General features: G+C 67.6%; 19 protein-coding genes. 18 read left to right on the top strand and 1 reads right to left on the bottom strand.

The genetic code is table 11. The features are described 5' to 3' along the window. The first annotated feature begins 14 nt into the window (after positions 1–14). From rplF to truA, 15 genes are all read left to right on the top strand, one after another. Positions 15–554, top strand: a complete 540-nt coding sequence (gene rplF / locus IO36_RS37290; protein ID WP_037626980.1) for a 50S ribosomal protein L6 — start codon at positions 15–17, stop codon at positions 552–554. 3 nt (positions 555–557) lie between these two features. Beyond that, the gene (rplR, locus tag IO36_RS37285; RefSeq protein WP_037626978.1) at positions 558–941 is read left to right on the top strand and encodes a 50S ribosomal protein L18; all 384 of its coding nucleotides are present in this window, start codon (positions 558–560) and stop codon (positions 939–941) included. 38 nt (positions 942–979) lie between these two features. Beyond that, positions 980–1582, top strand: coding sequence for a 30S ribosomal protein S5 (rpsE, locus tag IO36_RS37280; RefSeq protein ID WP_037626974.1), 603 nt, complete (start codon positions 980–982; stop codon positions 1580–1582). Further along, positions 1582–1764, top strand: a complete 183-nt coding sequence (rpmD, locus tag IO36_RS37275) for a 50S ribosomal protein L30 (RefSeq protein ID WP_005481207.1) — start codon at positions 1582–1584, stop codon at positions 1762–1764. Before rpsE ends, rpmD begins: the two co-directional genes overlap by 1 nt. A gap of 2 nt (positions 1765–1766) precedes the next feature. Further along, positions 1767–2222: a 50S ribosomal protein L15 gene (rplO, locus tag IO36_RS37270; RefSeq protein WP_003974249.1), complete on the top strand. Its 456-nt coding sequence runs from the start codon at positions 1767–1769 to the stop codon at positions 2220–2222. Positions 2223–2466: 244 nt separating this feature from the next. Next, complete coding sequence (gene secY, locus IO36_RS37265; protein ID WP_037626969.1) at positions 2467–3780, top strand: preprotein translocase subunit SecY; 1314 nt, start codon at positions 2467–2469, stop codon at positions 3778–3780. Further along, the gene (locus tag IO36_RS37260; protein WP_037626967.1) at positions 3780–4436 is read left to right on the top strand and encodes an adenylate kinase; all 657 of its coding nucleotides are present in this window, start codon (positions 3780–3782) and stop codon (positions 4434–4436) included. The genes secY and IO36_RS37260 overlap by 1 nt, the downstream gene beginning before the upstream one ends. 225 nt (positions 4437–4661) lie before the next feature. Continuing rightward, positions 4662–5501 (top strand): type I methionyl aminopeptidase, encoded by an 840-nt coding sequence (gene map / locus IO36_RS37255; RefSeq protein WP_037626965.1) that lies wholly within the window; start codon positions 4662–4664, stop codon positions 5499–5501. 342 nt (positions 5502–5843) lie between these two features. Continuing rightward, complete coding sequence (infA, locus tag IO36_RS37250) at positions 5844–6065, top strand: translation initiation factor IF-1 (RefSeq protein ID WP_003948620.1); 222 nt, start codon at positions 5844–5846, stop codon at positions 6063–6065. A 68-nt stretch (positions 6066–6133) separates the two neighbouring features. Then, complete coding sequence (rpmJ, locus tag IO36_RS37245; RefSeq protein ID WP_003998809.1) at positions 6134–6247, top strand: 50S ribosomal protein L36; 114 nt, start codon at positions 6134–6136, stop codon at positions 6245–6247. 217 nt (positions 6248–6464) lie between these two features. Then, on the top strand, positions 6465–6845 hold the full coding sequence (rpsM, locus tag IO36_RS37240; protein ID WP_037626962.1) for a 30S ribosomal protein S13: 381 nt from the start codon (positions 6465–6467) through the stop codon (positions 6843–6845). A 69-nt stretch (positions 6846–6914) separates the two neighbouring features. After that, on the top strand, positions 6915–7319 hold the full coding sequence (gene rpsK, locus IO36_RS37235; protein ID WP_003956432.1) for a 30S ribosomal protein S11: 405 nt from the start codon (positions 6915–6917) through the stop codon (positions 7317–7319). 179 nt (positions 7320–7498) lie between these two features. Continuing rightward, on the top strand, positions 7499–8521 hold the full coding sequence (locus IO36_RS37230; RefSeq protein ID WP_003966937.1) for a DNA-directed RNA polymerase subunit alpha: 1023 nt from the start codon (positions 7499–7501) through the stop codon (positions 8519–8521). A 214-nt stretch (positions 8522–8735) separates the two neighbouring features. After that, entirely contained in the window at positions 8736–9230 is a 495-nt protein-coding gene (rplQ, locus tag IO36_RS37225) for a 50S ribosomal protein L17 (protein ID WP_037626960.1), read from the top strand. A gap of 94 nt (positions 9231–9324) precedes the next feature. Further along, entirely contained in the window at positions 9325–10191 is an 867-nt protein-coding gene (gene truA / locus IO36_RS37220; RefSeq protein WP_037626957.1) for a tRNA pseudouridine(38-40) synthase TruA, read from the top strand. 57 nt (positions 10192–10248) lie between these two features. On the opposite strand, the gene IO36_RS37215 is transcribed toward truA, so the two are convergent. Next, positions 10249–11136 carry a hypothetical protein gene (locus IO36_RS37215; protein WP_037626955.1) on the bottom strand — a complete coding sequence of 296 codons (888 nt, stop codon included), beginning with the start codon at positions 11134–11136 and terminating at the stop codon, positions 10249–10251. 110 nt (positions 11137–11246) lie between these two features. On the opposite strand from IO36_RS37215, the gene IO36_RS37210 reads away from it, so the two are divergent. The 3 genes from IO36_RS37210 (at position 11247) to rpsI (ending at position 13638) form a co-directional block, all read left to right on the top strand. Continuing rightward, positions 11247–12407 (top strand): glycosyltransferase family 87 protein, encoded by a 1161-nt coding sequence (locus IO36_RS37210; RefSeq protein WP_245173624.1) that lies wholly within the window; start codon positions 11247–11249, stop codon positions 12405–12407. A 223-nt stretch (positions 12408–12630) separates the two neighbouring features. Further along, positions 12631–13074: a 50S ribosomal protein L13 gene (gene rplM, locus IO36_RS37205; RefSeq protein ID WP_037626954.1), complete on the top strand. Its 444-nt coding sequence runs from the start codon at positions 12631–12633 to the stop codon at positions 13072–13074. 42 nt (positions 13075–13116) lie between these two features. Further along, positions 13117–13638 carry a 30S ribosomal protein S9 gene (gene rpsI, locus IO36_RS37200; protein WP_037626952.1) on the top strand — a complete coding sequence of 174 codons (522 nt, stop codon included), beginning with the start codon at positions 13117–13119 and terminating at the stop codon, positions 13636–13638. Positions 13639–13670: the final 32 nt, after the last annotated feature.

The following is a 13670-nucleotide window of genomic DNA, read 5'->3' as shown; positions in this document are numbered from 1 at the left end:
CGGAGGAAACAGCTATGTCGCGTATTGGCAAGCTCCCCATCACGGTTCCCGCCGGCGTGGACGTCACCATCGACGGCCGTACGGTCGCGGTCAAGGGCCCCAAGGGCACCCTGACCCACACCGTCGTGGCGCCGATCGACATCGCCAAGGGTGAGGACGGCGTCCTGAACGTCACCCGCCCCAACGACGAGCGTCAGAACAAGGCCCTCCACGGCCTGTCCCGCACGCTGGTGGCGAACATGATCACCGGCGTGACCGAGGGTTACGTGAAGAAGCTCGAGATCAGCGGTGTTGGTTACCGCGTCCTGGCGAAGGGCTCCAACCTGGAGTTCTCGCTCGGTTACAGCCACTCGATCACTGTCGAGGCCCCCGAGGGCATCACCTTCAAGGTGGAGACCCCGACCCGTTTCTCGGTCGAGGGCATCGACAAGCAGAAGGTCGGCGAGGTTGCGGCCAACATCCGCAAGCTGCGCAAGCCCGACCCGTACAAGGCCAAGGGCGTCAAGTACGAAGGCGAAGTCATCCGCCGCAAGGTCGGAAAGGCGGGTAAGTAAGCCATGGCATACGGTGTCAAGATTGCTAAGGGCGACGCTTACAAGCGTGCTGCCATCAAGCGTCGTCACATCCGCATCCGTAAGCACATCTCGGGTACGGCTGAGCGTCCTCGCCTGGTCGTGACGCGCTCCAACCGCCACATCGTGGCCCAGGTCATCGACGACGTTAAGGGTCACACCCTCGCGTCGGCGTCGACCCTGGACACCACGATCCGTGGTGGCGAGGGCGACAAGTCCACGCAGGCCAAGTCGGTCGGCGCCCTGGTCGCCGAGCGTGCCAAGGCCGCCGGTGTCGAGGCTGTCGTGTTCGACCGTGGTGGAAACCAGTACGCCGGGCGCATCGCCGCCCTGGCGGACGCCGCCCGCGAAGCCGGGCTCAAGTTCTGAGCCGCTTCCGTAGCTAGCGGAAAGAGAGAGGTAATCCAATGGCTGGACCCCAGCGCCGTGGAAGCGGTGCCGGTGGCGGCGAGCGGCGGGACCGGAAGGGCCGTGACGGCGGCGCTGCTGCCGAGAAGACCGCGTACGTTGAGCGCGTTGTCGCGATCAACCGCGTCGCCAAGGTTGTGAAGGGTGGTCGTCGCTTCAGCTTCACCGCGCTGGTCGTGGTGGGCGATGGTGACGGCACCGTCGGTGTCGGTTACGGCAAGGCCAAGGAGGTGCCGGCCGCGATCGCCAAGGGTGTTGAAGAGGCCAAGAAGCACTTCTTCAAGGTCCCCCGTATCCAGGGCACCATCCCGCACCCGATCACGGGCGAGAAGGCCGCGGGCGTCGTCCTGCTCAAGCCTGCTTCCCCCGGTACCGGTGTTATCGCCGGTGGTCCCGTGCGTGCAGTGCTCGAGTGCGCCGGCGTTCACGACATCCTGTCGAAGTCGCTCGGTTCTTCGAACGCGATCAACATCGTGCACGCGACCGTGGCGGCCCTCAAGGGCCTGCAGCGTCCCGAGGAGATCGCGGCTCGCCGTGGTCTGCCCCTCGAGGACGTCGCCCCCGCGGCTCTGCTTCGTGCGCGTGCCGGGGCTGGTGTCTGATGGCACAGCTCAAGATCACGCAGACGAAGTCGTACATCGGCAGCAAGCAGAACCACCGTGACACCCTGCGCTCCCTTGGTCTCAAGGGCATCAACACGCAGGTCGTCAAGGAGGACCGCCCCGAGTTCCGCGGCATGGTGCACACCGTCCGCCACCTCGTGACGGTCGAGGAGGTCGACTGATCATGGCGGAAAACAACCCGCTCAAGATCCACAACCTCCGTCCCGCCCCGGGCGCCAAGACCGCCAAGACCCGTGTGGGTCGTGGTGAGGCGTCGAAGGGTAAGACGGCCGGTCGTGGTACCAAGGGCACGAAGGCCCGTTACCAGGTTCCGGAGCGCTTCGAGGGTGGCCAGATGCCCCTCCACATGCGCCTCCCGAAGCTGAAGGGCTTCAAGAACCCGTTCAAGACCGAGTTCCAGGTCGTGAACCTCGACAAGCTGGCCGCGCTGTACCCGGAGGGTGGCGAGGTCACCGTCGAGGGTCTCGTCGCCAAGGGTGCCGTTCGCAAGAACAGCCTCGTCAAGGTCCTCGGCCAGGGCGAGATCTCCGTGGCGCTGCAGGTGACGGTCGACGCCGTCTCCGGCTCCGCCAAGGAGAAGATCACCGCCGCCGGCGGTACCGTCACCGAGCTCGTCTGATTTCAGCAGGCGTCTCGATGACCTGAACGATCCCGACCGGGGATGCCCATAAAAGGGGCATCCCCGGTTGGTCGTTCCTAGGGGGGCAGTGTCGCCGGTAAGGTGGCCTGCACTGTTGATTTTCGTCCGGCGTGCCTCACGGGAACTCCGGACGGTCTTTGACTGTTGGTTAGCTGTCAGTCATCCGTCGAACCTCAAGACCGTCACCCTCTGACGCAGTAGCGCGGGGGTCGCAGGAGGCACCGTGCTCACCGCGTTCGCCCGGGCGTTCAGGACGCCCGACCTGCGCAAGAAGCTGCTCTTCACGCTCGGCATCATCGTGGTCTACCGGGTCGGTACCCACATCCCGATCCCCGGTGTGAACTACAAGAACGTCCAGTCGTGCATCGACACCGCCGACTCGAACCGCGGGCTGTTCAGCCTGATCAACATGTTCAGCGGCGGCGCGCTTCTTCAGATCACCGTCTTCGCGCTCGGCATCATGCCGTACATCACCGCGAGCATCATTCTCCAGCTGCTCACCGTGGTGATCCCGCGACTGGAAGCCCTCAAGAAGGAGGGCTCGGCCGGCACGGCGAAGATCACGCAGTACACCCGGTATCTGACGGTCGCGCTCGCGGTCCTGCAGGGCACGGGCCTGGTGGCCACCGCCCGCAGCGGCGCGCTGTTCTCGGGCTGCCCCGTGGCCTCGCAGATCGTGCCGGACCAGTCGATCTTCACCACCATCACGATGGTCATCACGATGGTGGCCGGTACCTGTGTCGTCATGTGGCTGGGTGAGCTCATCACCGACCGCGGCATCGGCAACGGCATGTCGATCCTGATGTTCATCTCGATCGCCGCGACCTTCCCGAGCGCCCTGTGGACCGTCAAGGTCCAGGGCAAGCTGGCCGGCGGCTGGATCGAGTTCGGCACGGTCATCGCGGTGGGTCTGTGCATGGTCGGCCTGGTGGTCTTCGTCGAGCAGGCGCAGCGCCGGATTCCGGTCCAGTACGCGAAGCGCATGATCGGCCGCCGTTCCTACGGCGGCACGTCGACCTACATTCCGCTGAAGGTCAACCAGGCGGGTGTGATTCCTGTCATCTTCGCGTCGTCGCTGCTCTACATTCCGAGCCTGGTCGCCCAGTTCTCGAAGGGCAATTCCGGCTGGAAGACCTGGGTCACACAGAACCTGACCAAGGGTGACCACCCGATTTACATCACTTTGTACTTCCTTCTGATCGTGTTCTTCGCGTTCTTCTACGTGGCGATCTCGTTCAACCCCGAGGAAGTCGCCGACAACATGAAGAAGTATGGTGGCTTCATCCCGGGCATCCGGGCTGGCCGGCCGACCGCTGAGTACCTCAGCTACGTACTCAACCGGATCACCTGGCCGGGTTCGCTGTATCTGGGGCTGATCGCTCTCGTGCCGACGGTGGCGTTGGTTGGTTTCAATGCAAACCAGAACTTCCCGTTCGGTGGCACCAGCATCCTGATCATCGTGGGTGTCGGCCTCGAGACGGTGAAGCAGATCGAGAGCCAGCTTCAGCAGCGCAATTACGAAGGGTTCCTCCGCTGATGCGAATCGTCCTCGTCGGGCCGCCCGGTGCCGGGAAGGGAACGCAGGCCGCGTTCCTCGCCAAGAACCTGGCGATCCCGCACATCTCAACGGGCGACCTGTTCCGCGCCAACATCTCTCAGCAGACGGAGCTCGGCAAGCTGGCGAAGTCCTACATGGACAAGGGCGACCTGGTACCGGACGAGGTCACCATCGCCATGGCCAAGGACCGCATGGAGCAGCCCGACGCGGAGAACGGCTTCCTCCTCGACGGCTTCCCGCGCAACGTCTCGCAGGCCGAGGCGCTGGACGAGATGCTGAGCACCGAGGGCATGAAGCTGGACGCGGTCCTGGACCTGGAGGTCCCCGAGGACGAGGTCGTGAAGCGGATCGCCGGCCGGCGCATCTGCCGCAACGACTCGGCGCACGTCTTCCACGTGTCGTACAAGGCTCCGAAGCAGGAAGGCGTCTGCGACGTCTGCGGCGGCGAGCTGTACCAGCGGGACGACGACTCCGAGGAGACGGTGCGCACGCGGCTGGAGGTCTACCACACGCAGACCGAGCCGATCATCGACTACTACAAGGCCCAGGGCCTGGTCGTCACGATCCCGGCGCTCGGCAAGGTGGAAGAGGTCACGGCGCGCTCGATGGAGGCGCTGGCCCGCGAGGACGCCTAGTCCGTGCGCGGCCCGCTCCGGGGTGCTCAGGCACCGTGGAGGGCGTGAAGCAGTACGTCGCATCGGCCGCGGCACCCGCAACCGGGTGCCGCGGCCGACGTGCGAGCCGGGCGGGGGCCGAGGCCCTGCCCGGGGCGGGGTCCCCCGGACCCCGGGCGGGGTGGGTCGTGTCCCCCGTATCGTTGGAGTAGTCCGTTGTTCCGGTCCAGAAAGGCCGCAGCCACCATGGTGCAGATCAAGACCCCCGAGCAGATCGCCAAGATGCGTGAGGCGGGGCTGGTCGTCGCGGCGATCCATGCGGCCACGCGTGAGGCCGCCGTGCCCGGTGCGACGACCCGGGATCTGGACGAGGTCGCCCGCAAGGTCCTCGAGGAGCACGGCGCCAAGTCGAACTTCCTCGGGTACGGCGGTTTCCCCGCGACGATCTGCACCTCGGCCAACGAGGTCGTCGTCCACGGGATCCCGGACGACAAGACCGTCCTGAAGGACGGCGACATCATCTCCATCGACGCCGGCGCGATCGTGGACGGCTGGCACGGCGACGCCGCGTTCACCGCCTTCGTGGGCTCCGGTCACGCCCCGGAGCTGATCGAGCTCTCCCGGGTGACGGAGGAGTCGATGTGGGCGGGCATCGCGGCCATGAAGGTCGGCAACCGCCTGGTCGACATCTCCCGCGCGATCGAGACGTACATCCGCCGCCAGCCCAAGCCCGGCGGCGGCAAGTACGGCATCGTCGAGGACTACGGCGGCCACGGCATCGGCACCGAGATGCACATGGACCCGCACCTGCTGAACTACGTCGAGCGCAAGCGGGGCAAGGGGCCGAAGCTGGTTCCCGGACTGTGCCTCGCGATCGAGCCGATGGTGTCGCTGGGCACCCCGCGGACCGAGGTGCTGGAGGACGACTGGACCGTGGTCACCACGGACGGGACCTGGTCCTCGCACTGGGAGCACTCCGTCGCGCTGACGGAGGAGGGCCCGCTGGTCCTCACGGCCCCCGACGGAGGCCGCGCCAAGCTCGCCGAGTACGGCGTCACGGCGGCACCGGACCCGCTGGCGGGCTGAGGCCGCGCCCGCCCGGCCGGGTTCCGCGGTCCGCGGTCGCGCGTACGGGAGCCCGCCGGGTACAGCCGTTCGCAGGATCGCTCGATATCGGCCTTGAGTTCGATGTCACACCGCGGATTTCGTCCGCCCCGAATTCCTCGACGGCCCCGCAATCGGCCCGCCCCGCCCCTCGCGCATACCGCGCCGAAGGGTGGGGCATCGTCATGAGTGGCGGGGGAGGACGTCGACGAATTCGTCTTTCCGGGAGCCCTGACGTAGACTGACTCGTCGGCTCTCGTGCACCCGCATGTCTGCATGCGCTAGCGCGGAGTCGATCAAGGTAGTCGATTCGAAGGGCGAAGCGTGGCCAAGAAGCAAGGTGCCATCGAGATCGAGGGCACTGTCGTCGAGTCTCTTCCGAACGCCATGTTCAAGGTCGAGCTCCAGAACGGCCACCAGGTCCTGGCACACATCAGCGGCAAGATGCGTATGCACTACATCCGCATCCTCCCTGACGACCGGGTCGTGGTGGAGTTGTCTCCGTACGACCTGACGCGTGGCCGGATCGTCTACCGCTACAAGTAGATCTTGCCTTGCTCCGTGTTCCCGTTCCGGGGCGCGGGGGGTGGCACTGACCCGGAGAACCTCACCTAATGAAGGTCAAGCCGAGCGTCAAGAAGATCTGCGACAAGTGCAGGGTGATCCGCCGTCACGGTCGGGTCATGGTCATCTGCGAAAACCCGCGCCACAAGCAGCGCCAGGGCTGACGCACGACCGCACCTTCTGCACCCGCAGATATTTCGCGCGACGTAAGCAGTACATGTTCATACGCAGGACCCAGGGCTGAGTCTCCTCAGGTCTGACACCCCCGGTCGGAGGCCGGGGACCCGGTTCGTACCGAATCTCGATCCATCGGATCCGAGGACGACGGCGGGCGGGATCCGGTTCTGCGGAAGACCTCCGAACGACAACTGGAGCCATTGAATGGCACGCGTTTCCGGTGTCGACATCCCGCGCGAAAAGCGTGTGGAGGTCGCCCTCACCTACGTGTTCGGCATCGGCCGGACCCTTTCCCAGCAGACGCTGGCCGAGACTGGCGTGAACCCCAACACGCGCGTTCGTGACCTCTCCGAGGAGGAGCTGGTCAAGATCCGCGAGTACGTGGACGCCAACATCAAGACCGAGGGTGACCTCCGTCGCGAGATCCAGGGCGACATTCGCCGCAAGATCGAGATCGGCTGCTACCAGGGTATTCGCCACCGTCGTGGCCTTCCCGTCCACGGTCAGCGCACCAGCACGAACGCTCGTACCCGCAAGGGCCCGCGTCGTGCCATCGCCGGCAAGAAGAAGCCGGGCAAGAAGTAGTCCTCAGCGGACAACGCTTCATCAGCGGTCTTCGCTGTAGGACCGACCACCTCCCCGTAGGAGAAACAGATGCCCCCCAAGGGTCGTCAGGGCGCCGCCAAGAAGGTGCGCCGCAAGGAAAAGAAGAACGTCGCTCACGGCCACGCGCACATCAAGAGCACGTTCAACAACACGATCGTCTCGATCACGGACCCCTCGGGCAACGTGATCTCCTGGGCCTCCGCCGGCCACGTCGGCTTCAAGGGCTCGCGCAAGTCCACCCCCTTCGCCGCGCAGATGGCCGCCGAGTCGGCCGCCCGTCGCGCGCAGGAGCACGGCATGCGCAAGGTCGACGTCTTCGTCAAGGGTCCCGGCTCCGGCCGTGAGACCGCGATCCGCTCCCTCCAGGCCACCGGCCTCGAGGTCGGCTCGATCCAGGACGTCACCCCCACCCCGCACAACGGCTGCCGTCCGCCGAAGCGCCGCCGCGTCTGACGCACGGCCGCTCGGCCGCCGATCCCGGCGGCCCTGTGCTGGAACAGAGGTTTTCGGGCGGTACGGCTCCGTAAAAGGGCCGTATCGCCCGTACCCTTGCTGTACCCGGCCTCCTCGGAGGCCAGGCTTTGTCGGGCGTCAAATAGCGGGCGTCCACGAATGAAGGATCTGATCACCACATGCTGATCGCTCAGCGTCCCTCGTTGACCGAAGAGGTCGTCGACGAATTCCGCTCCCGGTTCGTGATCGAGCCGCTGGAGCCGGGCTTCGGCTACACCCTCGGCAACTCCCTGCGCCGCACCCTCCTCTCGTCGATCCCCGGCGCTGCTGTCACCAGCATCCGCATCGACGGTGTCCTGCACGAGTTCACCACCGTGCCGGGCGTCAAGGAGGACGTCACCGACCTGATCCTCAACATCAAGCAGCTGGTCGTCTCCTCGGAGCACGACGAGCCGGTCGTGATGTACCTGCGCAAGCAGGGCCCGGGTCTGGTCACCGCCGCCGACATCGCGCCCCCGGCCGGTGTCGAGGTCCACAACCCCGACCTCGTCCTCGCCACGCTCAACGGCAAGGGCAAGCTGGAGATGGAGCTGACCGTCGAGCGCGGTCGCGGCTACGTCTCCGCCGTTCAGAACAAGCAGGTCGGTCAGGAGATCGGGCGCATCCCGGTCGACTCGATCTACTCGCCGGTGCTGAAGGTCACGTACAAGGTCGAGGCGACCCGTGTCGAGCAGCGCACCGACTTCGACAAGCTGATCGTCGACGTCGAGACCAAGCAGGCCATGCGTCCCCGTGACGCCATGGCGTCGGCCGGTAAGACCCTGGTCGAGCTGTTCGGTCTGGCCCGCGAGCTCAACATCGACGCCGAGGGCATCGACATGGGCCCGTCCCCCACGGACGCCGCCCTCGCCGCCGACCTCGCGCTGCCGATCGAGGAGCTGGAGCTCACGGTCCGCTCGTACAACTGCCTCAAGCGTGAGGGCATCCACTCCGTGGGTGAGCTCGTCGCCCGCTCCGAGGCCGACCTCCTGGACATCCGCAACTTCGGTGCGAAGTCCATCGACGAGGTCAAGGCGAAGCTGGCCGGCATGGGCCTGGCCCTCAAGGACAGCCCGCCCGGATTCGACCCGACCGCCGCCGCCGACGCCTTCGGCGCCGACGACGACGCGGACGCGGGCTTCGTCGAGACCGAGCAGTACTGATCGCCTCCGGCGGGGCAGCCGTCCTCGGGCGGTGGTCCCGCCGGACCGATCTCGACTGCCGACCGGCTGTGGCTGATCGCGCAGTTCCCCGCGCCCCTTACGGGGCTCGGTACCTCCGGCGCTGAAAAGTGCCGGATCTTCGACGGGTAATCGCCCGCTCGGACACTGACCTCGGTACCTGATACGGCCGGGGCAGACACCTAGGAGAAACATCATGCCGAAGCCCGCCAAGGGTGCCCGTCTGGGCGGCAGCGCCGCGCACGAGAAGCTGCTCCTCGCGAACCTCGCGAAGTCGCTCTTCGAGCACGGCCGCATCACCACCACCGAGGCCAAGGCCCGCCGCCTGCGTCCCTACGCGGAGCGTCTGGTCACCAAGGCGAAGAAGGGTGACCTTCACAACCGCCGTCAGGTGCTCTCGGTGATCACGGACAAGAGCATCGTGCACACGCTCTTCACCGAGATCGGCCCGCGCTACGAGAACCGCCCGGGTGGTTACACCCGTATCACCAAGATCGGTAACCGCCGTGGCGACAACGCGCCCATGGCCGTCATCGAGCTGGTGGAGGCCCTGACCGTGGCCCAGCAGGCCACCGGTGAGGCCGAGGCCGCCACGAAGCGTGCCGCCAAGGAGACCGAGGCCCCCAAGGTCGAGGACACCAAGGCCGAGGACGCCGTCGAGGCTCCCGCCGAGGAGTCGAAGGACGCCTGAGGCACTGCCTTGCTGTGAGCGGGTCCGTCCCTTTTCGGGGCGGGCCCGCTTTCGCGTTGTCCGGGGAGGAACCCGGGCTTGAGAGGATCTAGGTGTGAGTGACGAAGCGGAGCCCGGGTTCGTCCGGGTGCGGTTGGACCTGTCGTACGACGGGACCGAGTTCTCGGGATGGGCGAAGCAGGCCGGTGGCCGCCGGACCGTGCAGGGCGAGATCGAGGACGCGCTGCGGACGGTGACGCGGACGAAGGACACCACGTACGAGCTGACCGTGGCCGGCCGGACCGACGCCGGGGTGCACGCGCGCGGCCAGGTCGCGCATGTCGACCTGCCCGGGGAACTGTGGGCCGAGCACCGGGAGAAGCTGCTGAAGCGGCTGGCCGGACGGCTGCCCAAGGACGTGCGGGTCTGGTCGCTCACCGAGGCGCCGGCCGGTTTCAACGCGCGGTTCTCGGCGATCTGGCGTCGCTACGCCTACCGCGTCACCGACGAGCCCGGCGGCGTCGACCCACTGCTGCGCAGTCATGTCCTGTGGCACGACTGGCCGTTGGACGTGGACGCCATGAACGAGGCGGCCCGTCACCTGCTGGGGGAGCACGACTTCGCCGCCTACTGCAAGAAGCGCGAGGGCGCGACGACCATCCGCACCCTTCAGCAACTGAGCCTGGTCCGGGGCGAGGACGGCGTCATCACCGCCACCGTCCGGGCCGACGCCTTCTGCCACAACATGGTGCGGTCCCTGATCGGGGCCCTGCTGTTCGTGGGGGACGGGCACCGCGGGCCCGACTGGCCGGGCAAGGTGCTCGCGGCCCGCGTACGGGACTCGGCCGTGCACGTCGTACGGCCCCACGGTCTGACGCTGGAGGAAGTGGGCTACCCGGCCGACGAGTTGCTGGTCGCACGCAACAAAGAGGCCCGGAACAAGCGGACGTTGCCGGGGACGGGTGGCTGCGCGTCCTGCTGACCTCCGGTCAGCCGGTGGGGCGGCGGCCGTCGTTCGACGGTCGCCGCCCGCACCCCGCTAGCGGTTCGCCGCGGCCGAGGCCTGGGCCTGGCCCCGCCGGCTGATCTGACGGAACGCGAACTCGGCGAGGTCGTCGCCGGTGGTGAACACGGCGGTGTCCTTCGTCGTCACGTCCTTGCCGTTCGTGAAACCGGACAGCGTGAAGTAGGCGTAACGGCCGTAGGCGTTGGTGGTCGAACGGCAGACCGCCGAGTCGCAGAACGCCTTGATGCCGTTGCCGGGGAGCGAGGCGATGATGCTCTTCTTGTCCGCGTCGGCCTTGGCCTTGCTCGCCTGGGCCTCGGTGTCGAAGACGCCGACGCCGACCGTCACCGCGATCCCGTCCTTGATGTAGGTGACCCGCATGAAGCGGGTGCAGCCGTCCTTCTTCAGGACCGGGGGCAGCGTGCCCTTCGCGGCCGAGGCGCAGTCCTTCGTATCGGCCGTCGGACCCTTGCGGTACACGCGGTTGCCCATGGTGAGCTGCGTACCGGGGAAGAGGATGTCCGGGCTCAGCGGCGCGGTGTCCTTGTCGGCGCTGGCTATGAACTGCTTCGGATCCAGCGGCGGCGGAGCCGAGGTCGGCTCGAAGGACGGGGCCGGCGTGGTGGCGCCGGGGATGTCCGCGCTGGCGGGCAGTCCTGACGGCTGGTTCCCGGCCTCGTTGTTCCCGCCCGCGCCCGCGACGGCCATGGCCACGGCGGTGCCGACCGCGATGGTGGCCAGCGCCCCGCCCACGATGAACAGCACTTTGCGGCGCTTGTTGCGCGTTTCGGAAGCCTCCGCCATGGCGGCCCAGTCGGGATTCCCGGTGGAACGCTGGTTGTTCCACTGAGGCGTTTGCTGAGACCCCGGCTTCCAGGGGTCCCACGGGGGCTGCCCCTGCCCACCCTGCCCATAACTCATGCGCCGCATCTTAGACGGGGGTTGGGGGGTGCCGGTCAGACCCGTCGGGCACTTGAGCCCCTAGCGTGATCTGAATGCGCAAGGGCAAAAGTGACATCTCAGGGTGGTTGGTGCGTAGGGCTTCCCGGCACGCGTGGGCGGTTTCCTCGACGGTGCTGTGCGCGCACATCGCGGGGGTCGCGCTGCGCACCTCGGACGGCGGGATGGACAACGCGATCGTCGTCCGGGCGGCCCGGACCTGGCTGGACGGCGGATCGCCCTACGCCGACCGGCACTTCCTCTATCTCCCGAGCGCGGTGCTCGCCGCGGTGCCGCAGACCCTGCTCCCGGCGGACGCGCTGCGGGTGCTCGTCCCGCTGACGGTGACCGCCCTGCTGGTGGCGGGCTGGGCCTGCGCGCTGCGGATCCACGGCATCTCCTGGCGCAGCCGCCTCGGCGTGCTCGGACCCGCCGCGCTCGCCCTGGGCTTCGCCCCCTTCGGGCACCTCGTCTCGCTCGGCAACTGGACCGTGACCGCCGCCGCGGCGCTGCCGCTCGCCCTGCTGCTCGCCGTGCGGGAGCGCTGGGGGTGGGCCGGGGTGGTCGTCGGCGCCGCTCTCGCCCTGAAGCCGCTGCTCGCGCCCGTCGCCCTCCTCTTCCTCTTCGCCCGCCGGTGGCGGGGGCTGGCCGCGCTGGTCCTGGTGCCGGCCCTGGCGTCCGGCGGGGCGGCGCTGCTGATGCCCGATCCTGCGGCGTTCGTCACACAGACGCTGCCGTTCCTGCTGCGCGGCCACGACGGTTTCGTCCGGCTCTACGAGGCCTCCCCGGCGGCCGTGCTGCCGCGGCTGGGGGTGCCGTCCGCGGTCGCGGTCCCGTCGGCCTGCGCGGCGGCCGGCGCCGGGGCCTGGTCCGCGTACCGCCGCTGGACGCGCGATGCCCCCGGGCCCCTGCGGCTCACCGAGACCGCGGCGACGCTGATGCTCTCGGCGTTCCTGGTGTCCCGGCCCTCGTACGACCACTATCTGCTCGTCGTGGTGCCGCTGCTGCTCGCGGGGGCGGCGGACCCCGGTGCGGCGGTCCGCGGGCCCTGGTTCTGGGTGGCGCTGGTGCCCCAGGTGCCCGGCGCGGACTGGCCCGGGCTGGAAGCGGTGACCCGGCGTTCCTTCCGTGACTGCTTTACCCTGTGTGTGATGACTGCATCGGTGGCGCTCCCGCGCCGCCGCCTCCTGCCGCTCGCCGGTCCGGACCACCTCGTCGCACAGCGGCGGGGACGACGGGCCGAGAGGGTGTGAGCGCCCGCGTTTTGACCCTCGCGGGCCACCGCGGGTAAGCTTGCAGTTCGTTATGTGTATTGGCTTGCTCATTCTCACGTGAGGGGCCCTTACACCGGTCCACCGGGGCCGATGACCAGCGACCAGCACGCGGTATGCGTCACCGCAGTGCGGTCAGGGCTGTCGTGATCGTCCGTGGTGGCCATGTCAGGACCCACTCACTGAAGAAGCGAAGGCTACGACCGTGCGTACGTACAGCCCCAAGCCCGGCGACATCACTCGCCAGTGGTACGTCATCGACGCCCAGGATGTCGTCCTGGGCCGTCTGGCGACCACTGCTGCGAACATTCTGCGCGGCAAGCACAAGCCGATCTACGCCCCCCACGTCGACGCTGGTGACTTCGTCATCATCATCAACGCGGACAAGGTGCACCTGTCCGGCAACAAGAAGACCCAGAAGCTGGCGTACCGCCACTCCGGCTACCCGGGTGGTCTGCGCTCCGTCCGTTACGACGAGCTGCTGGCGAAGAACCCCGAGAAGGCCGTCGAGAAGGCCATCCGGGGCATGGTTCCCAAGAACACCCTGGGCCGTCAGGTGCTCTCGAAGCTGAAGGTCTACGCGGGCGAGAACCACCCGCACGCTGCGCAGCAGCCGGTCCCGTTCGAGATCACCCAGGTCGCGCAGTAGTTCCGGCCACCCCCTAAGACGAAAAAGAATCTGAGGAGAATCGTGGCCGAGACCACCGTTGAGCAGCCGGTCGAAGAGACTGAGCTCGTCGACATCGAGAACTACACCACCGAGTCCGAGGTCCCCGTCGAGGGCGAGTACACCTCGGAGTCGCTCGCCGGCCGCTTCGGCGACCCGCAGCCGGCCGCCGGCCTGGGCCGTCGCAAGAACGCCATCGCCCGCGTCCGGATCGTCCCGGGCACCGGCAAGTGGAAGATCAACGGTCGCACCCTTGAGGACTACTTCCCCAACAAGGTGCACCAGCAGGAAGTCAACGAGCCCTTCAAGGTGCTCGAGCTCGACAACCGCTACGACGTCATCGCCCGTATCTCGGGTGGCGGTGTCTCCGGTCAGGCCGGTGCCCTGCGCCTCGGCGTGGCCCGTGCGCTGAACGAGGCCGACGTGGACAACAACCGCGGCGCCCTCAAGAAGGCCGGCTTCCTCAAGCGCGACGACCGTGCGGTCGAGCGCAAGAAGGCCGGTCTCAAGAAGGCCCGCAAGGCTCCGCAGTACAGCAAGCGTTAATCTTCGCTGCTTGCTTCTGCGCGTCAGTACGC

The organism is Streptomyces aureus, assembly GCF_000725495.1.
GTDB classification, from domain to species: Bacteria; Actinomycetota; Actinomycetes; order Streptomycetales; family Streptomycetaceae; genus Streptomyces; species Streptomyces aureus_B.
Note: the sequence above shows the minus strand (reverse complement) of the source record. Positions and strands in the feature narration are given on the sequence as shown.